This window comes from Endozoicomonas euniceicola, from assembly GCF_025562755.1.
GTDB lineage: Bacteria > Pseudomonadota > Gammaproteobacteria > Pseudomonadales > Endozoicomonadaceae > Endozoicomonas_A > Endozoicomonas_A euniceicola.
Genome location: NZ_CP103300.1, coordinates 5,032,867 through 5,051,866 on the forward strand (window position 1 = coordinate 5,032,867; position 19,000 = coordinate 5,051,866).

Genomic DNA, 19,000 nt, shown 5'->3' on the forward strand with positions numbered 1-19,000 from the left:
GCCTGCAACGAAACAAAACACCAGCGAAGGCGCAGCGCGCCTTCTAAGGCGAACAGCAAACGGTTATCTATGACTCAAGTGAACGCAACCCGCAAGAAAACCAGATCGTCTGCCCTGGCAGGCTTTGGCTTTGACAAAGAGCAGACCGAACATTGTTTTCTGGTGACGGTTCCGGCTTCTAAAGCCAAAACCGCTGAGGTCTATATCTCTGAGCATTTTCACTGGCAGGAGCCGGAGAAGGGCGAAGAGGTGAAACCCACCTTTAACGATGAGAACGCCCAGTTGAAGGCGGTACTCAGTCGCATGATGTGGGACCAGATTGAAGAGAGCCTGAAAGCGGAGTTTAACCGCCGGTTGCGTAACCTCGGTCAGAAAAGCGGACGCTGGCTGAAGAAAGGTCAGGTGCCTGTTGACCGCACTCTGGGCAAAGAGCTTTGTCTGCTGGCCTGGGCGCTGGAAGACGCCGACCCGGCACTGGCGCAAACCGCCGTCAATAACTGGCTGGGGCTGGCACCGGAAGAGCGTTGGTGGCTGTACACCATGACCAACGCCGCCACCGGCCACGGGGTAAAAGGGCGCAATAAAGGCTGGCGTAAGGCCGTGCGTTTTGCCCTGACCGAAAACCCGGTCATGGACAGTGTGTTGCGTAATCGTCGCAGTGAGTTTGAGCTGAGTCTGGTCTGATTGTTGAGGCTGTTGAAAGGAATATCAGAAGTCGGAAGTCGTTTGCTTCCGGCTTTAAGTGAAGAGCATGGTTGAAGATAAAGTTTTTATTGAAGAGCAGTTTCCGGTTTCTTTGGTGTCCAAGGAAACCCTGAAGGAAGGAAACGCAAAGCAGAGTCAGACTATTACCGGGCTTGGAAAATGGTGGGGACGAAAAGAGCTGGTTCTTATTCGTGCTTCCATTTTAGGCATGTTGATGCCGGTTTCAAATGAGCCGCATAAAGATCGGGAAATTTTTCTGAAAATTATGACTATGGATGATCAGGGGCTTTGGGAACGCTGTAAGGCCATTCCGGCTAAGACAATTTTTGAATCGCTGACCGAAGAAGAACAGGAGCTTTACTTTTCCGTATCCAAGGGTAATCGCACCGGCTGGGATCGTGAAACCTCTCAGGAACAGCGTGATGAAATCACACGACGTTTTTTCTATAGTCTGAGCTATGACGAAAAACTGGAATATTGCCATCGTCCAGAACAAATTACCGGTCCCAGTGAAGCGACATGGGCTGAAATAAACAGCCATCTGGAAACCGATGCCTACAGCCTTCAGCAATTAATCGAGCAGTTAGGTCAAAAGCGTTTCGGTAGAAAACCACGGGTTGGCGATGCCTTCTGCGGTGGAGGCTCTATTCCTTTCGAAGCAGCACGCTTAGGCTGTGATGCTTATGGTTCAGACCTGAACCCGGTAGCGGCTGCGTTGTCATGGGCAGGCATTAATCTTGCCGAATCCGAACAGCGGGCAGAAAAAGTAGTAGCAGCCCAGAAAGTGATTTTTGAGAAGGCTGATCAGCAGATTACCGAATGGGGTATTGAGCATAACGAAAATAACTGGCGTGCGAATGCTTTTCTTTACTGTACAGAAGTAAAATGTCCGACCTGTGACGTATTGGTGCCACTTGCAAACACTTGGGTTGTAGGGCCAACCAGCAAAGTGATTGCCAAGTTGGAACTTGACCGTGATGCGAATCGCTTTGATATTAAGCTGGTGCAAAATGCTACTAAGGATCAGCTTAAAGAAGCGAAAGAGGCTGCTACATATAAAGGCTCAAGGGTTTATTGTCCTGCTTGTAATGAAGACCATTCTATAGATTCTATTCGTGATACCAAAGGTATGAGACTTTGGGAAAAATCTGATTTCATGCCCAAGGAGAATGATCTTTTCCAAGAGCGGCTCTATGCCATTCGGTGGGAAGAAACTTATATAGATGACAAAGGAAAAGAAAAAACTCGGCGTCACTTTAGAGCTCCAGACCAAGAGGATCAAAAAAGAGAAAATAAAGTAATAGAACTATTGCAAGAGTTTTTTGGGGAGTGGCATAAAAATGGTTACATCCCATCTAAACCAGTGCCTACAGGAAAAGAAACAGAACGCCTGCATAAAGAAAGAGGGTGGACTCATTGGCATCATTTGTTTACACCAAGGCAGTTATTAATTCATGGAACTCTCAGTAAGTTAATAAAGGCGCAGACAGGTGGTGAGTACGCAGCAATGTTAGGCCTTGCTAAGGCTGCCGACTGGGACAGTAAGCTCTGTCGGTGGGGTACGGGAGCAGCAAGGGAATCAATTGCTCAAACTTTTTATAATCAGGCTTTGAATCCCTTATTTAATTTTGCGGGAAAGGCCTTACCACTGTTAAGGAATATATTTGAAATAACCCCGCCAGTGCTTCAAACAGAGACAGCTGTAATTGAGATTACTGACGCAAGGCAAGTTTTTATCGAAAATGACCTTTGGATTACTGATCCACCTTATGCTGATGCGGTCAATTACCATGAACTAACAGACTTCTTCCTTGCGTGGTATGACAAGCATCTGGGGCGTTTTTTTCCAGATTGGTACACCGATACTCGTGAAGCTCTGGCTGTAAAAGGCAAGGATGAAGGTTTCAAGCGCTCAATGGTTGAAATCTATAAAAACCTGGCAGCTAATATGCCGGATAATGGCTTGCAAATGGTACAGTTTACCCATCAAGACCCATCTGTCTGGGCAGATTTGGGTATGATTCTTTGGGCTGCTGGATTGCAGGTAACGTCTGCGTGGACTGTATCTACTGAAGCAGCAATCGGGACTCGTGAAGGTAATTATGTTCAAGGAACCGTCCTCCTGATCCTCCGCAAACGCCTTAACGATCTGGATGCCTTCGACGACGAACTCATCCCCGAAATCGAAGATGCAGTAAAAGACCAGCTCGACCATATGACCGCTATCGACGACCAGGATCATCCGAACTTTGGTGATACCGATTACCAGCTGGCGGCCTATGCGGCGGCACTGCGGGTGCTGACCCAGTACAGCGAGATTGAAGGCATCAATATCGAAAACGAACTCTACCGGGAAAAGCAGAAAGGGGTGAAGTCCCAGTTCGAGAAACTGATTGACCAGGCCGTGGAAATTGCCTGTAACCATCTGGTGCCCGACGGCTTTGACGAGACCCACTGGAAAAACCTGTCCGCCGATGAGCGCCTGTACCTGAAAGGTCTGGAGCTGGAAAAACACGGCGAACTCCGTGCCGGGGCTTATCAGGAGCTGGCAAAAGGGTTCGGTGTGCGGGAATACCAGTTTATGTACGCCAAGACCAAAGCCAACGCCGTGCGCTTTAAAACCGCCCGTGAGTTTGGCCGCAGCAACCTGAAGGATCACGGCTTCGATGCTTCCATCGTGCGCCACGCCCTGTTCGCCGTGCATGAAACCATTAAACAGGAATCAGCTCAGCAGGGGGTGAACTACCTCAAGACCGAATTGAAGGGCTTCTGGAACGACCGGAAAAAGCTGATCGAAGTATTACGCTTCCTCAGTCGCCTGGAACATATTGACCATATGGATCATTGGGAAACCGATGCCGAAGCGGCCAGTACCCTGGCGGGTGCGCTGGAGAATACTAACGGCTAACCCGGCTTGCGTTTCTGGCCTAAGTGGCTAAATATTGACTCACCAACCTGCAACGGTGCCCATTCGAATACGTAGCGAATGGCCACGGTTGCAGGTTTTTTGTTTTCAGTAACGCAAGCGGTCGGGGAACTCCATCTACCCCGACTCCCACCAATCCGCTATTTTTAAATCATCCGGTGTCAGATTAATTAGCAGCAGGTGCTCAACACTTGCTCCTTTAGGTAATTGCGGAGCACTGGGCAGCAGATAGCGGAATCATGCATAAGGCTCCAGACCATCGGCTTTAGCCGTTTCAATCAGGCTATACAGAACTGCGCTGGCATTGGCACCATTAACGCATTGAGCAAAGAGTCAGAGTCAGATGATATGACCGTTTGGGTTCATATTACCCGTGTTTTTGTGTCCGGAGAATTATAACCACTTCAACTTAGGCGTGCCGCCGCTAGTGGACGGCACCGATTAACTTATTACTTCATTTCTTCTACTGCTTTTAGCAGTGTTGGTACTACGTCCAGGAACGTCATTGCTACAGTACGTGGGTGCTGCCAATCATCTTGAGCGCCGTGCATCTTTATTACTGTGCCTGTTGCTGGCTCACCTACTGTTACCTGACCAGATACACCTACGAACGTGATATAGCGGCGCCCGTCAACGTTGAGTACACGGATTTGGTCTTTGTACCAGGCGTCAGCATGAATTGCTGCGAAACCATCGTGTTTCCATGCACTACGTACTTCGTCGTTACCTTCAATCAGGTCGTCAATGAACTGCTTAGGAACGACTTGCTCACCTTTACGGTTTTTACCTTCGTTCATCATAATATCCATCAACTTAACGCCGTCGCGTGCTGTGATGTGCAGACCGCCAGACGAGATAGCTTCACCGTCGCGGTTTGTCATCATTTCTGCGCCGTACTCCGCACCCATTGGTTTGAAGAGACGTTCTTCCAGGATTTCTGTATAACGCTTGCCTTCGATGCGCTCCATTATTTGAGCAAGCATTTCAGTGTTCATACATAGGTAGTCGAACGCTTCACCACGCGCTACATCATCACGTTGACCTAGTTCTTGAGCTACCTCAACGATGTTTTTGTAGTCGTACTTAGACGGGCCATTCCAGTCTTGTGTTTCGGTCATCTTGTCTGAGTAAAGAAGACCCGGTGTGAACTCAACTTTAATACCAGAACGCATATCAGCAACTTGCTCAATCGTCGCACCGTCCCAACCAGTGCCTTTTAATTCTGGCAAGTACTTAGTTAGCTGGTCTTTCATGTTTACTTTGCCTTCCGCTACGAACGTAGATAGAAGGATACCCGTGTAAGACTTGGTAGCTGACATTTCAAGGTGCGTCTTAGCCTTGTGCATACCGTTCCAGTATTGCTCGTGTACTAGCTTGCCATCTTTAAGAACCACTAGAGATTCCATTTTCAGACGGAAAGGAATGATTGTGCTTAGTGGGTATTCGCCGTCAAAGTCGTTACCCGTTAGCTTGTCCAGGTCAAGAAGCTGCTTTGTCTCGCCTAAGTTCCAAACGTAATCACCAGTGTTCATTTTGATGTGGTGGGTAAATTTGTAAGCTTGCTGGTAAGTAAGAGATTCATTCTCACGATCCCAATTATCTTGTGTGATACCAATAGCACCAACTTGCTCAAGAAATGCCGCATCAGGCTTGTGAACTTCTAGTGCTTGTGCGCCGAATGCTGCTGTTAATGCTACTGTTGCTGCCAGGATTGATTTTTTCATGGATATAGCCTCTTAAATAAATTGGTATTGGTAGTTACTGTTACTGGTTTTGCTCTTTGCTGAATAAGCGGCGGAGGAGCTTCATCTACCCCGACTCCCACCTTTTAAATCATCCGGTGTGAGATTAATTGGCAGCAGGTGCTCAACACTTGCTCCTTTAGGTAATTGCGGAGCTCTGGACAGCAGCACATAGCGGAACCATGCATAAGGCTCCAGACCGTTGGCTTTAGCCATTTCAACCAGGCTATAAAGAACTGCGCTGGCATTGGCACCATTAACGTGTTGAGCAAAGAGCCAGTTCTTCCGCTTCATCAAAGAGCAGTCTCTGGTCTTCAAAACGCTCACTGGATAAACTAAATTTCTTATGCTGATATAACCGGAACTGTTCTTCATACCACGCCAATTTCGCCTTCCGTTGGATAATTTCCAACGGAAGGCAAAACTGGCGTGGTCATAGTATTCATGCCGGTTATTATCCGACAAATGTCCGATTGTTTGCATTGAAACAGGTCATGGCAATTTAAGCGGAAGGCTGGTAGTGCAGGGGTTTGTGTTTTTTCTACTCGACAGACAAGCCATCCAGAAGCTGTTGGTTTGCCAGTGCAGAATCTTGAGCTTGTGAAAAATTAGTGTTCAGGATTTTACAGCAGGCTGGTAGATGGAGTTGGCCTGACACTTACTCAGTAACGGATTCCAGTGATGCTGAATACGCCTGACTCTCAAAAGGTTGTCGGGAAGTCTGCCGGTTGACCATCAATTGGCGAAGTGTAGCGGAAGCGATATGATAAACACTTCGTTTCTTATCAGGCACCTTTGTCAGGCATCCTTGTGATTCAGCGTTATTCATCCCGCCAGCAGCCACTGGGTCGGTCGTTTATCCGTGAAAAACTGGTTGGCGCACAATCCTACGACCGCATTGCCGGTTTTTTTCGATCCAGTATTTTTGAAGTGGCTGGTGAAGCCCTGGACAGCATGACCGGTAAGGTCAGGGTTATTTGCAATTCAGAGTTGCTGGCAGAAGATGTCATCACCGCCAAAGCCGCCCGGCAGGCCATGCGACGGGACTGGTGCGCCGGAGAGCCGGAAAAGTTGCCGGAAGCCAACCATGACCGCTTTAAGACACTCTACGAATTTCTGGTTTCCGGGAAAATGGAGGTGCGGGTTTTGCCTGACGAAGCCTTTGGTCTCGTGCATGGTAAGGCCGGTGTTATTACACTGGCCGACGGTAGCAAAACCAGCTTTATGGGCAGCACCAACGAGAGCCTGACCGCCTGGAAACTGAACTATGAAATGGTGTGGGAAGACGATTCCCAGGAAGCTGTAGACTGGGTTGAGAATGAGTTTAACGCTCTCTGGAATCATCATCTTGCCACTCCGCTCAGCGATTTCGTCATTACCGATATAAAGCGGATTTCCGGACGGGTTGAGATCGACAGAAGCACCTGGCAGCAGGAACCCGATATTGACCCGGCTGCTGCCATTGTCGAAATCCCGGTTTATCGCAAAGAGTTCGGCCTCTGGCCTCATCAGAAGTATTTTGTAAAAAAAGCCTTCGACGACCACTTGAAAGGCGGAGCCCGGTACATCCTTGCGGATCAGGTGGGGCTAGGTAAAACAGTACAGCTGGCGCTGGCGGGTATGTTGATGGCGCTTCAGGGGAATAAGCCCGTATTAGTGATTGCCCCCAAACCCCTGACTCTGCAATGGCAGGATGAGTTGATGGAACTGCTGGATATGCCATCTGCCATATGGACGGGTAAGCAGTGGCTGGATGAACAGGGTATTGCCTGGCCTGCTACCGGGCCGGAGAGTATTCTCAAATGCCCGAGGCGGCTGGGCATTGTCTCTCAGGGGCTCATTACTTCCGGTTCTGAAGTCAAGGATTACCTTCTTGCCGCTCACTATGAATGCGTCATCGTGGACGAAGCTCACCGCTCCAGACGGAAAAAAATAACCGACAGTTGTCTGGAAGAAAAAGCCGATCCCAACAACCTGATGCGCTTTCTGTCCCAGATCAGCCAGCGAACCAGAAGCATGTTGCTGGCTACTGCCACACCGGTTCAGTTGCACCCTGTTGAGGCTTTTGACCTGTTAAGCATTCTGGCACTGGGCAGTGATCAGGTGCTGGGCGATCCCTGGAGTGAATGGCGTAAGGCTGACAGGGCCGTGCCAATGGTGATGGGAGAAAGTGAAATCCCCGTTGATGAGGCGCTGGCCTGGAGCTGGGTCAGAAATCCATTACCACAGGCTGAGGATCACCGGACTTTCAGGGATTTAAGAAGGCGGTTGCAATTGAAGCCGGGTGACCATGTTGTCGATGCTGGCAGTTTTAATCAATTACGTGGTCCTGATAAAACCAAACTTCGCCGGGTGTTGCCAGACTATGGCAGACAACACAACCCTTTTATCAGGCATATTATTCGACGCACCCGGGACTATCTGGAAGCCACCATTGACCCGGAAACCGGTGAGCCCTATCTGAAGCCGGTTAAGGTTCAGTTATTTGGGGAGGGTGACAGAGACTCAATTCCCCTGCCTCTTTACTTTCAGAAGGCTTATGAGAAAGCCGAGGAGTTTTCCGAAGCCTTAAGTAAGAGGGCAAAAGGGGCTGGTTTCTTCAAAACTCTGTTACTGAGAAGGATTGGCAGCACGCTCTACTCCGGACAGAGAACCGTGGATAAACTGCTGAGCGAATGGGCAGGTGCTGCGGGCGATGAGCAGGAATTTTCTGCCTTTCTGGAAGATGAAGACGATATGGACGAGCTCTCGGTTTCTGATTCCATGAAAGATCTTACTCCGGCAGAAATCAGATTGTTGAAGCTTTGCAAGGAGGCTCTGGAGTCCAGTCAGGATAAAGATCCGAAATACCTTGAAGTTCAGAGATACCTGTTTGAGGAACAATGGCTGGAGTCCGGCTGCATCATTTTCTCGCAGTATTATGATTCTGTCTGGTGGCTGGCAACACAGTTGTCTAAAGAGCATTTACCGGATGAGGCTATTGCCATTTACGCCGGGGCTTCCCGTTCGGGAATTATGACAAATGGGCTGTTCAGAAAAATTAACCGGGATGACATCAAGAAAAAAGTCCGTTCTGGCCAGTTGCGTCTGGTGCTGGGTACGGATGCCGCCAGCGAGGGGCTGAACCTGCAGAGGCTGGGAACCCTGATCAATCTTGACTTGCCCTGGAACCCAACCCGTCTGGAGCAGAGAAAGGGACGCATCCAAAGAATTGGCCAGATTCGGGATACGGTCAAAATACTGAATATGCGTTACCGTGGCTCTGTGGAAGACCGGGTGCATGAGCTGCTATCAGACCGACTGGAGGATATTCACGGTTTGTTTGGCCAGATTCCTGATGTACTGGAGGATGTGTGGGTTGATATTGCCCTGGGAGAGGTGGAAGAAGCCACCAAACTGATTGATGGTGTAAAGCATCAGCATCCCTTTGATGAGAAATACAGCCGGGTGGAGAACATCGACTGGGAGTCCTGCCGCATGGTGCTGTCGTCGGATGAGCGTAGGGACGTGTTGAGTATGGGGTGGTGAAGGGGAGATTGTATTTCAGGCTAAATCAAATAGACCTCACCGGGAGATGTTGCTCTTCTTGATGTGCTATTTCTTCTGGTGGTGACTGGTGTTTCTACATATTGACTCAAGAAGCGTGTGTGAGTAGTTTTGTGGACGTGCAGATGTTACCGTCTGTTCGTTGCTCTTTATCAGTATGATACGCATTGTGAGAAACAAATGCCTTGTATCTGCACCGAAGCTTGGTGTGGAAAAGTGTAAGGCGATTTCTCATTAATAGAGAAATCTCTACCGGCTCCTGCGCATCCTCTGCCGTACCGCAGATTGTGCAAGATTGCTGACTCATCGCCTGGCGACAGTTGTCTGGCGGCAAAAACTTAGAACCGAACCCTGGATTCAGTACTTTTATTCTCGCGCACGCATTGACCTTTTGACTGGCGGAAATTAACCCCCATGAAGGAGAGTGCATATGTTGAACATTGAGTTTAACTTCAAAGTCGTATCAACTTTGAGCTTAGTCCCACATCAAGCTAACGCCGGTGTGAGTGATGAAAAACGAGTTGAATCTAGTGGCCCGAGTCCAAAAACGAAGACCGATAAAAAGGGATTTGTTAGTAAGACTTTGGTATTTATGAAGAAAGTTGCCACAGCGATTGTGGTAAAGAAAGTAGTAGAGCTACTTTCTGATATCATTTCATAATACCCGGTTCTTAGTCCTTTGCACCATAATGTGACGATATGACTAAAAAAACATATAGAGACAAGCCATACTACGACAGTACTGGTGTTGGATCATTAGGAACTATTGCAAAAATGCTAGACGTCAGGCTTGAGGTATTACAGAGCCTCTGTTCTGATCAAGAAAAGCACTACCACTCTTTTGAATTAGTAACGAATAGCGGTAATAAAAATAAAACTCGGCAGATTCATGAGCCGAAACATTTGTTAAAAAAAGTACAAAAACGAATAAATTCTCGAATTTTCACAAATGTAAAATTTCCGCCTTATTTACAGGGAGGTATAAAAGACGAAGATAATCCAAGAGACTATTACGCAAATGCTCTTGCCCACATAAATCCCCAGTTTGTTTTATCTTTGGATATCAGTAATTTTTACGACAATATAAAAATAGAGCATGTAGTTAAAGTTTTTCAGCAACTTTGTCATTTTTCACCACAAGTTGCAGAGCTTTTAGCAAAGCTTGTTACGTACAATGACACTGTTCCTCAGGGAGCCGTAACCTCGTCATATATTGCAAATCTTGTCTTCTTTGAAAATGAATACAAAATAGTCTCTAGATTGCGACAGCAGGGTTTTATTTATACTCGTTTGCTTGATGATGTGGCGATATCTGCGAAGAAAAAAATCACGCAAGATAAGAAGGAACGCATTATTAAAGATGTTGCTAAAATGGCAACGAAATCAGGTGTATGTATTAATGATAAAAAAACCAGGTTTGCTACAAAGAACACTAAAGATGGCTTGATGGAAGTAACTGGCCTTTGGGTCAATCATAAACAACCTAAGTGCCTTAAAAAAGAAAGGCAAAAAGTTAGAACATCTGTATTTCAATGTGAGCAGGAGTACAAGAAAAATAGTACTTCTGAGAAATTTCACAAATTATGGAATAGGGCGTCAGGCAGGGTTGCAAAAATTTGCCGTGTAGGTCATCCGCAGGCGGCAAAACTCAGAGCAAGATTAGACAAAATTTTACCTACATATAATGATACAGAGATTAAAAAGATGCAGATCGACCTTGCAGGTCTAAAGCGGGTATCTGCCTCGAAGCGTAACCATTATGGATATATAAAACGTGTGAATAAGCTGATTTACATGTGTGGGATTCTGAGTCGTACTCATAAAAAATTAGCAAAATCAATGAGAGACACTGCTAAAGGGTTAAAACCTATTTCAACTTATGAAGAGTTTTGGGAAGTTTGATATATGACAAATGATCGAGGCTACATCAATACATACGACCCAATCAAAGGGTTTGGTTTTATACGTAGAGAAAAAGGAAAAGATGTATTTTTTCATTACTCCGAGCTTAAAACGGATGAAGGAAAGATAGGTGTTGGGGATTACGTGACTTTTTCTACTGAAAAATCTGGAAAAGGACTTCGAGCGAAAGAAGTTGTAAAAGAAAGTTAAGACTGCTCTATTCCGTTTAACCTGTTAAGTATTCTGGCACTAAGTAGTAATCAAGTGCTGGGAATATCTGAATCTGGAGCTGGAGTAGAACCCCGTTGCCACTTACTACTGATGGGCACCGACCTCACAGAGTAAATGTTTCCTGCTTATTGCTCCGATAGAGCGTGATCTTTTTATACTTCATACCCAGCACTGGGCTAATACGGTTAATCCCATATACCAGTGCTGCTCCCGGTGATTTTATGACTGAATAGTCTACCTTCAGTTTGAAGTCTGGTAGTGGACACCGCCAAGGCTTGCCTTCTGGGGAAATCAGGGCTTCACCAGCATAAATAGCTATGGAACGAGCCCAGGCTCGATACTCAGAGCTTCCAGCCAGCCATGCCAGCTGCCTTGCTGTTGCTGCATTGACTCTCAGAGAATACAGGTTGTCCAGCTCAGCAAAGAGCTGATCTTCCTTTTTCAGAACCTGTCGCAGGATGAATGACTGTGAAATTGGCTCAAGGATAATTTCGGTAAAGGCTGGATCAGGGCAGAGGGTTCTCAAAATCAGGTCTGGCAGTGAAATATATTTGTTTCTTGCGGGGATACAAAGTTGGTTTCGATAGTGGCCATGCAGCTGTGACAGGTCGGGTTGCTGCAGTTTGTCAGGTATCGTTTGTAGCTGGTTTTTTGCTTTGCTGACATTCAATGAGTAACTTGCTTGGTACGGTGTGGCGTTAGTCGGATAACCATTATTGAAGCTGCAGCCGAGCCTGAAGTAGGGCATTAAAGATAGTGGTTGGAGCTCTTCTATCAGCTGTTTTGTTTCATCGCAAAACAGACACCATATGTGAGGGGTTTTACTTACGCTGACAAGATTCCCATAGGCGACAAGAGTAATCTTTGAGGTAGCTGAGTCAGGAGGAACCTGAATTCTGACTGGAGCGATTTTTGAGCGGCTGATACGGCGTTTCATCAGGGATGTCCATAAGCTGGTTAAGCAAGGCTTCATGCTGATCGGACGGAGTATAGCGAATGCCTGCTTTGCTCAGGATTTTACTTCGTGTCAGAGTCTGGAAATCATGACGTAGCTTAGCGGCAGCCCAGATGAATGTGCGGCTGATGTGCTCTTCTTTGTTGCAGGCTTTCTCCAGATAAGCCATGGTCAGAGGGAGCTTCTCAGGAATTTTTGTGAAGATATTTTTTTGTCCGAGAATTCTGCTGATTTTGAAAGGGGTAAGTTTCTGTGGTTTACCAAGCATACTATTCAGTTCTGTGACGATGGATTTTACTTCTTCAAGGTAGCTTTGGTCTCGCTTATTCCAGTCAATGCGTGGGGTAGGCTTGCAGGGGGGCTTCTGATCTGGTCTGTGTTGATTCAGCCAGACTCGTTCGTATCGGTAAAGAAACTTGATGGTGCTGTTGATTTTTTCTCTGAGCTCTTTCATGGACGCATCAGGGTGTTTCTTCCGGTATCGAAGAAAAATCTGTTTATGTTTTTTACTGCGAACATCCATAAAGTTCCTTTTCAATCTGGTGGGTCTGGATTGAACAGACCACTTTGGAGAGAGCTTTAACTCAAGGGCTTTTTTCTTTATCACAGGCCTGCTAACTGAAAGAAGCTGCTCTAATTTGTGTATGGAATGCCCTTGCTCAACATACTGGATGAACTGGGTATCCCATACAGTGCCATACTGAAGCACATTGTTTTGGTAGATATTTTCCGATTCAATGTTGGCAGAAAACTTAAAGCCGCATTCACACCCCATGACTCCGAAAACAGGTCCAGACTTATGGTGTTGGTAGGTTTCTTCAAGTTTTGCGCTGAGGTCGTCAGTTATAGGGCAAAATGGGTTTGGGCACGGATAGCTTGAGGCGGGATAGTTTTTTTGTTCAGCCGTTGGTTCTTTCTGCAGTACAGGTTGGTATTCCTTAAGGAATAATCTGAGAAGAATATGCTGGAGTGGATGTGCCTTAAGCCCTTGCCGTGTTCTGCGGGTTATGAACTTCAACCAGCTGTGTTCGCTATTCAGGTCAGAAGGTACGCTCAATTCATCAAGCAAAGTGGCGGGCCAGTGGTTCAGGAAGGCTTCGGCCAGCTTCCCCTGATCAATCAAGTCTCCTTTGTTAAAACCGGCAGAGAGTATTTGAGTACGATAGCGAGTGGATGTGATTGGCCTCCGGAAATGTGAAAGTAGCTTTTTACTTTCTCGTGCTATGGCGATTAACTGTGAGCTTGGTCGTATATTTTTCTGGACCAGATTGGGTTTTGCATAGTCTTTTGCGCTGGCATAGAGCTGAGAGTGGTTATTTTGCTTGTCGACCATTGAGTTGAGGGTGGAAACATGGTGGTCAGGGCAAACCAGCACCCCAGGCAGCTGATGAACTCTGTGCCAATAAGGTTCACCAAATTGTTTCGCATCTTCGATCAGGCAGTCAGGACAATATCGCAGATATCGAAACTCTGCTACGCTGGATGCCTGCATACCAAGCAGGCCGTGGATGCCAATGTTCAGATTACTCAACATTTTGGATTTGGCACTTGCAATGCGCTGTTTGGAAAACGTCGCTGAGTAGTAGGGCAGTGATGTGTGGTACTTGAGAATGTCTTCCGGATGATATTTGCGCAGTGGCAATAGTTGATTGCAGAAGCTTTCGAGACCGGTGGGCAGGTTGTAGATGGCACAGCCATAGGGACTGTCATAAATAGACTTGACAGTAACTTTGGCATAGTGGTTAGCGGATCGCTCGTGGTAGCGGGCAATCCAGCTGTAGAAGGTTTCATCTGGGTAGGGATGGGGAAATGTCAGGATCATCCGTGACCTTTTGTTTTTTGTTTTCCACTATGTTGGTTTACAGATCTAACTCTGCTTCAAGATTAAATTCTAACCCGTGCTTGCGTAAAATATCAGGCACTGCCCCAGGTTTTTTGTTTGCTTTTTGCTCTTCACAGAAAGCCCGTATTATTTCCAATTCATCTTGTACTTTACCAAGGTCTATATCGGCACGTTCAATGTGAGGGGACAAGCGAATTGGCTTGTCTGGTTTTTCAACCATCTTTTTACAAAGATCCATTGCCTTGGTGATAAGTTCGAATTCAGTTTCGTCATTGTAACCATCCATAACGGCCTTAATGGCTTCATCGGCAATCTTTTCTGAAATGCCATAAGTGTCCAGGGTGGTTTTTAATTTTGAGGGGATTTCGACATTTTTTTCATACTGTTCCTGAGCCTCTTCAATATCGACAGATGGCTGGAATTTTTTTGAAGCATCTTTTCGCCTGAATTCTCGAAAATCAACATCTTTCATTTTTTGCAGTGACTCTTTATCACCTCTTATTATGGCATTAAGGTATTTCCTGTTTATCTGGAATGACTGTTTTGCTGTTTTTTTGATGAGAGTCTTGATTTCATTTACTGACTTTGTTTTGGGAGGTGTTGGTTTTTTATTCTGGTATTTGGCTTTACGTGCATTACGTTTAGCTTTATCTTCCAGTAAATTTATATGTTGTTGGAGTAAGATAAAAAGGTTAATGGTATACAGAGTTATTCCAGCTGTCTCATGAAAAAAAATATCACTTATTGATTCTACTTTGGCTTGTTCAGTTGCAGTACTAAGGACTTTTTCCTGTTCGTCAAACAGCTCTATGGGTATTGGATGATTACCGATTTGGTATTTTTTAAATAGCAATCGTATCAGTGAGCGATAACCTTTGGGTGCTTTTCCATTTACAGGTTCAAACGGTTCAAAATAAACCTCATTATCTTTTGTTAGTTTGGATTTAAATGAGAAAGATAACTCACTGAAAGCTGAAATAACTTCAAGGGTACCAATGACGATAATAGGTATTCCTATTTCATCGCTGAGTTCAACCAGAAAATCAGCGAGTTGTTGTTTGGATTCGCCGTGTGCTATGAACTGAATTTCATCAATTACCAAAACGCCAAGATGAATGTCTTTGATTACCTGCTTCACACGGTTGATATATATTTTTAAATCAAGTTCTGTTCTATGCCCATAACTTGATTTAAAGCTTTCTTCATAGTCAGAACCAATCAGTGCATCAACGGCAGATAAAATATTATTACAGAGACTTATGGGGCCACCATTTGAGGGGCAAATGATCTTTAGCCATGTGATTTGTATGACAAAATCCATATCAGGTTGAGCGGAATTTTTATAGTTTGATCTGGTTTTTAAGTGGACAATAAACTGATAAAAATAGGATAAACTGAAATTCACAGCAAATGTTTTTCCTTCTGAGCTGATGCCGTATATAACAATGCCTCCTCTGGAGTTCTGATGCTCGCCATCATGAACTTTGTCTGTATAACTTCTTCTTATTGCAGAGGAAATTTTTTGGAAAACCTCAATATTTTTGTTTGTGACCCTGAATAACTTATCTAAGGTTGTAGCTCTATCGTGTTTTTCCGGAGAGGTTAACTTTCTGACCTCTTCTGTAAAATAATTTGGAAAATAATTGGCATATTTAATGAATTCGTCTTCTGATATATAAGGAGGTAAAGCCTGAGCAAAAATAGAGTTGCTGTATGGGTTTGCCTTTGTAAAATCAGTATATTGCGCAATGAGAGCTTTTTGTTTCGATTTCCAAACAATAAATTCAGGTGTTTTGATTTTTCCATCTTTTACCGCTTGGAAAAATACTCTTTGTTTATCTTCTTTTGTTTTATTGTCGTCATTGTCGTCATTGTCGTTACTCATTGTCTTGCTCCATTTCGTCTTCGATATCATCAATAAGGTCAGAGTAATCTATTTCATCATCATAATACTGCTTATCATTAGGTTGCTGCTTAGCATCTGTATCCGTTTGATCCATTGAGTAATATGCTTCCTTAATGGCTGCTGCCTCTTCCTTACTCTGTTTTTCTTTTAGCACTTTCTTTCTTTCATTTGCACCGGAAAGAAATGCACTGTTTGACAAGTTAGCAGTTAATTTATCAGTTCGTTTTTTAGCATCTTCCATTCTTTGTTTTCGGCGCTTATTTATTTCATCCCTTATGTTTTCGTATTTTTCATCAGCCTTCTTCTTGGTTTTATTGTATTCCTCTTTAATATCATTGTATTCATACCATGACATGCCTTTAATTGAATTCTTGTCGTTCATATCTAAACCTTCAGGAAGAGTGCTCTGTACTTGGAAGTTACAACTATCAAGAAGGTTGCAAATAATAGGATCATCATAACCATCAAGAGGCATGTATATTTGGTCAACTATTTGCTCGTGTTCAAGAATGTTTAGTTTGTTGTTTAAAGCTACTTTTCTGTATTGAGTTGTTTTGGAAGAAGACAGGAATTCTTCAACGTTGTCAATTTGAGGTAAGTAAAATAATCCATTGTACTTTATTCCTTGAAGAGTTTTTGTTGCTACTCCGGGCTTTAGTAAATTCCTCAAAATCTTATCTCTACTGAAAGATTTTATTGAACCTCCTACTTTTGCTATTCCATGATTAAAAAGTTCAACAGGCGTGGTTGACAAACCTTCTTCTAGTATGGATACATTGAGTAGTTTTGGGTTGTCAATTGGTTTGTAATTATGTTCAAAGATTGCGTCAGTTACTTCTATATACATTTCATCAAAAAACCTGATAGCTTTTAATCTAACGTCAGGGTCGCCATATTTCTTTTTTGGGTAGTTGCCATAAGAAGGGTCGTACATTTTATTCCACCTCTGAACTATATCAAAGCGTTTTTCTATAGTACCTTTCCATTTAGGTTGCTTAGCAGGTGTTTGGATGATTTGTATTCCAAATGTTTTTTGAAAGTGTTTAGGTATATTTTTTCGTAATTCAGCCTGATCAATAACAAGCCCTTTAGGCATTCCTTGTATTGTGAACATGTCATTCTTAGTACAGCAAGATGGCTTTTTGTATCCGATTTTATTCAACAACTCAGATTTGTCAGTAGCCATATTCACAAGAGTTCTTAAAGCATTTTCACCAGATGGCCTGCCTAAGCACAAATACCAGGCTATGATGAACCTCGAATAGACGTCGATAATTAAATAGAGTGTCGGCTGGCCAATAAGGTTATATGGATAAAAGTGAGATACGATATAGTAGTCTAAGACAGTCGCATCTAGTTCAAACAAATGTCCTGGAAATAAAGCTTTCTGAGAGCCTGTTTTTGGTGCTCTTTCCAGGTCATAAGTTCGTTTGCTTACACGGTTTTTTTCTCGTTGTTCTGGTGGATAGTTATTATAGTAATAAACTTCAAACTGTCGCTGAGAAAGGGGGCCTTGCTTTAGTGTGTCAATATCTTGTTCTGAGATGGATAGTGTTTTTTGTTTTGCTGATGCTAGTTGCTCTGGATTAGAGAAATAAACAGATCTCTTCATTGCTTCGTATGCTTCTTTAACACCACTTTTATTCTTTATTATCTCTTTTTTTATAAAAAATTCGAAAATTTGATGGTCGACTTTTTTAGGTGCACGGCCTATTAGTCCTAGAGGGTCTTCCTTATATTTTTGTCCCCGTTTCTTTCCCGGGTTTTCGAGGTTAATGTCGGTTGATCCGCAATTTTTATAATCATCGCTAAGAGCTGAATAGCACTTTCCCCTTTTCCAGTAGAGCTTTAAGTATTTTAAAAAATATTTGAGGCTGCATTTGCAATTTTTTCCATATTCATCTTTATAAGGTATATATGACAAGGTATATTCTTTTTTATTTTCTTTTGATATTTTTTTCTCTCTTTTTATTAAAGTTGATCTGAATGAACTGTAAAAAATATTTGGTTCATTGTTAACGTGATTCTTTATTTGTAGCCACCTTTTTTCCATTATTTGTTGTTTTTTTGCTTTATTTTTGGCAGTTTTTACTAAATCTTTGTCGTGTATTGTCAGATCTATTGGTGTGTCAAATGGGTCTTTACCTGTATATATAGAATAATGGTTGTTTTCCATTCTTGACATGAATTCTTCATTTGATAATTGAAAGGGAAGGCTGTCATTCGATATGTTAATCAGAAATACTATTTCATTTTCATCATCAAAAAAAAGTATCCGAAAAATTTTTTTATCTTTAATTGAAATGCTCTTCTCTTGATCTTCAGTTTCGATGATCAAACAAGATTCAAAAAGCAGGCTTGTAGATGAACTCATGGTCGTATATATTTTTGAAGAATGGATGAGTTTGTTAATGGGCCGATAGATACTTTTCTTAATTCAATATCAATTTTTCTAGTTCCAATCATGTAATAAAAAACTCTTAAAGATTCACCAGAAGGTATGGCCAGGTCTTGGTCGACACTTTCACAAATTAAATTTATCCTACTGTGCATGGAGCTGATTTTGGAAATTATGGATTCTTCTATTTCAATGAAGTTGGGTATCATTTCGTCAATTAGCCTGTCTTCATCATAAAATGAACCAGCAAACTCAAGGTTTTCGTAAACGTCTTTAGAAAAAGATTTATCTGTAATGATGCAAAAACGAATACCTTTTAGTAGCCAGTATGTATACTCAATGATCAGCTTTTGAAGGTTTCGAGGGGTTAGATCTTTTGATGGCTTTATGTACACAGCTAACTGCTTTTTATTACTCTCATTATCAAAGTAATCAACCAGTAAGTCAGTTGTCATCCAGAGAGCCATAGGCTCTTTGGTGTTGTAGTCGGTTACTGATGGGTGTTTGATCTTAAGTTTTTCTGCGATGGAAAGGGTAACTTCTCTGTCAAGCGGGAACTGTTCACGAATATCCAATACATTTTTGGAAAGATCAAAAAATTTGAACACTTTGTATTCAAGGTCGGACATTAAATGAACAAGTCTACCAAGGGCTTTTATACTAGGAACGATTCGCTTGCGATTGCCTTTGCTAGACCGAACTTCATTAATGTTTAAGCCTCGTATATAGTTTGGCCCTGTGCCTGTTCCACGTAGCTTTTTTTCTTTCCAGAGCTTATACAGTTTCTCAGATACGGAATAAGGAGAGTGCTTTATATTCTTTGATGGCATATAAAAATCACTGTCT

12 protein-coding genes and 1 pseudogene are annotated in these 19,000 nt (G+C 43.7%); 6 read left to right on the plus strand and 7 right to left on the minus strand.

The genetic code is table 11. The features are described 5' to 3' along the window. Positions 1 to 78: 78 nt before the first annotated feature. Both NX720_RS20385 and NX720_RS20390 read left to right on the plus strand, forming a co-directional pair. Entirely contained in the window at positions 79 to 684 is a 606-nt protein-coding gene (locus NX720_RS20385) for a DUF3780 domain-containing protein (RefSeq protein ID WP_262597093.1), read from the plus strand. A gap of 67 nt (positions 685 to 751) precedes the next feature. Continuing rightward, positions 752 to 3,613: an anti-phage-associated DUF1156 domain-containing protein gene (locus tag NX720_RS20390; RefSeq protein WP_262597094.1), complete on the plus strand. Its 2,862-nt coding sequence runs from the start codon at positions 752 to 754 to the stop codon at positions 3,611 to 3,613. A 467-nt stretch (positions 3,614 to 4,080) separates the two neighbouring features. Here NX720_RS20390 and NX720_RS20395 read toward each other — a convergent pair whose 3' ends face one another. Then, complete coding sequence (locus NX720_RS20395) at positions 4,081 to 5,355, minus strand: serine hydrolase domain-containing protein (protein WP_262597096.1); 1,275 nt, start codon at positions 5,353 to 5,355, stop codon at positions 4,081 to 4,083. An 81-nt stretch (positions 5,356 to 5,436) separates the two neighbouring features. After that, positions 5,437 to 5,661, minus strand: a pseudogene (locus NX720_RS20400) (transposase domain-containing protein); the annotation flags it as partial. Between the two features lie 522 nt (positions 5,662 to 6,183). On the opposite strand from NX720_RS20400, the gene NX720_RS20405 reads away from it, so the two are divergent. The 4 genes from NX720_RS20405 to NX720_RS20420 all read left to right on the plus strand — a co-directional run bounded on the left by NX720_RS20405 (position 6,184) and on the right by NX720_RS20420 (position 11,031). Next, entirely contained in the window at positions 6,184 to 8,901 is a 2,718-nt protein-coding gene (locus NX720_RS20405; protein WP_262597097.1) for a phospholipase D-like domain-containing anti-phage protein, read from the plus strand. A gap of 448 nt (positions 8,902 to 9,349) precedes the next feature. Then, complete coding sequence (locus tag NX720_RS20410) at positions 9,350 to 9,580, plus strand: hypothetical protein (protein ID WP_262597099.1); 231 nt, start codon at positions 9,350 to 9,352, stop codon at positions 9,578 to 9,580. 38 nt (positions 9,581 to 9,618) lie between these two features. Further along, positions 9,619 to 10,821, plus strand: coding sequence for a reverse transcriptase family protein (locus NX720_RS20415; protein ID WP_262597101.1), 1,203 nt, complete (start codon positions 9,619 to 9,621; stop codon positions 10,819 to 10,821). A 3-nt stretch (positions 10,822 to 10,824) separates the two neighbouring features. Continuing rightward, positions 10,825 to 11,031, plus strand: coding sequence for a retron Se72 family effector protein (locus NX720_RS20420; protein WP_262597103.1), 207 nt, complete (start codon positions 10,825 to 10,827; stop codon positions 11,029 to 11,031). A 124-nt stretch (positions 11,032 to 11,155) separates the two neighbouring features. On the opposite strand, the gene NX720_RS20425 is transcribed toward NX720_RS20420, so the two are convergent. The 5 genes from NX720_RS20425 to NX720_RS20445 all read right to left on the minus strand — a co-directional run bounded on the left by NX720_RS20425 (position 11,156) and on the right by NX720_RS20445 (position 18,984). Then, entirely contained in the window at positions 11,156 to 11,578 is a 423-nt protein-coding gene (locus NX720_RS20425) for a hypothetical protein (RefSeq protein ID WP_262597105.1), read from the minus strand. Positions 11,579 to 11,930: 352 nt separating this feature from the next. After that, the gene (locus NX720_RS20430) at positions 11,931 to 13,829 is read right to left on the minus strand and encodes a TnsD family Tn7-like transposition protein (RefSeq protein ID WP_262597106.1); all 1,899 of its coding nucleotides are present in this window, start codon (positions 13,827 to 13,829) and stop codon (positions 11,931 to 11,933) included. Positions 13,830 to 13,866: 37 nt separating this feature from the next. Then, positions 13,867 to 15,735 (minus strand): ATP-binding protein, encoded by a 1,869-nt coding sequence (locus NX720_RS20435; RefSeq protein WP_262597108.1) that lies wholly within the window; start codon positions 15,733 to 15,735, stop codon positions 13,867 to 13,869. Next, positions 15,728 to 18,130, minus strand: a complete 2,403-nt coding sequence (locus NX720_RS20440) for a hypothetical protein (protein WP_262597110.1) — start codon at positions 18,128 to 18,130, stop codon at positions 15,728 to 15,730. Before NX720_RS20440 ends, NX720_RS20435 begins: the two co-directional genes overlap by 8 nt. Continuing rightward, positions 18,127 to 18,984: a TnsA endonuclease N-terminal domain-containing protein gene (locus NX720_RS20445; RefSeq protein ID WP_262597111.1), complete on the minus strand. Its 858-nt coding sequence runs from the start codon at positions 18,982 to 18,984 to the stop codon at positions 18,127 to 18,129. The genes NX720_RS20440 and NX720_RS20445 overlap by 4 nt, the downstream gene beginning before the upstream one ends. Positions 18,985 to 19,000 lie beyond the last annotated feature (16 nt).

What these genes read in the sequence shown, in the direction of transcription:
- NX720_RS20445 (WP_262597111.1), bottom strand. Translation starts at nt 18,984, where the DNA reads ATGCCATCAAAGAATATAAAGCACTCTCCTTATTCCGTATCTGAGAAA.
- NX720_RS20415 (WP_262597101.1), top strand. Translation starts at nt 9,619, where the DNA reads ATGACTAAAAAAACATATAGAGACAAGCCATACTACGACAGTACTGGT.
- NX720_RS20395 (WP_262597096.1), bottom strand. Translation starts at nt 5,355, where the DNA reads ATGAAAAAATCAATCCTGGCAGCAACAGTAGCATTAACAGCAGCATTC.
- NX720_RS20420 (WP_262597103.1), top strand. Translation starts at nt 10,825, where the DNA reads ATGACAAATGATCGAGGCTACATCAATACATACGACCCAATCAAAGGG.
- NX720_RS20390 (WP_262597094.1), top strand. Translation starts at nt 752, where the DNA reads ATGGTTGAAGATAAAGTTTTTATTGAAGAGCAGTTTCCGGTTTCTTTG.
- NX720_RS20430 (WP_262597106.1), bottom strand. Translation starts at nt 13,829, where the DNA reads ATGATCCTGACATTTCCCCATCCCTACCCAGATGAAACCTTCTACAGC.
- NX720_RS20440 (WP_262597110.1), bottom strand. Translation starts at nt 18,130, where the DNA reads ATGAGTTCATCTACAAGCCTGCTTTTTGAATCTTGTTTGATCATCGAA.
- NX720_RS20410 (WP_262597099.1), top strand. Translation starts at nt 9,350, where the DNA reads ATGTTGAACATTGAGTTTAACTTCAAAGTCGTATCAACTTTGAGCTTA.
- NX720_RS20435 (WP_262597108.1), bottom strand. Translation starts at nt 15,735, where the DNA reads ATGAGTAACGACAATGACGACAATGACGACAATAAAACAAAAGAAGAT.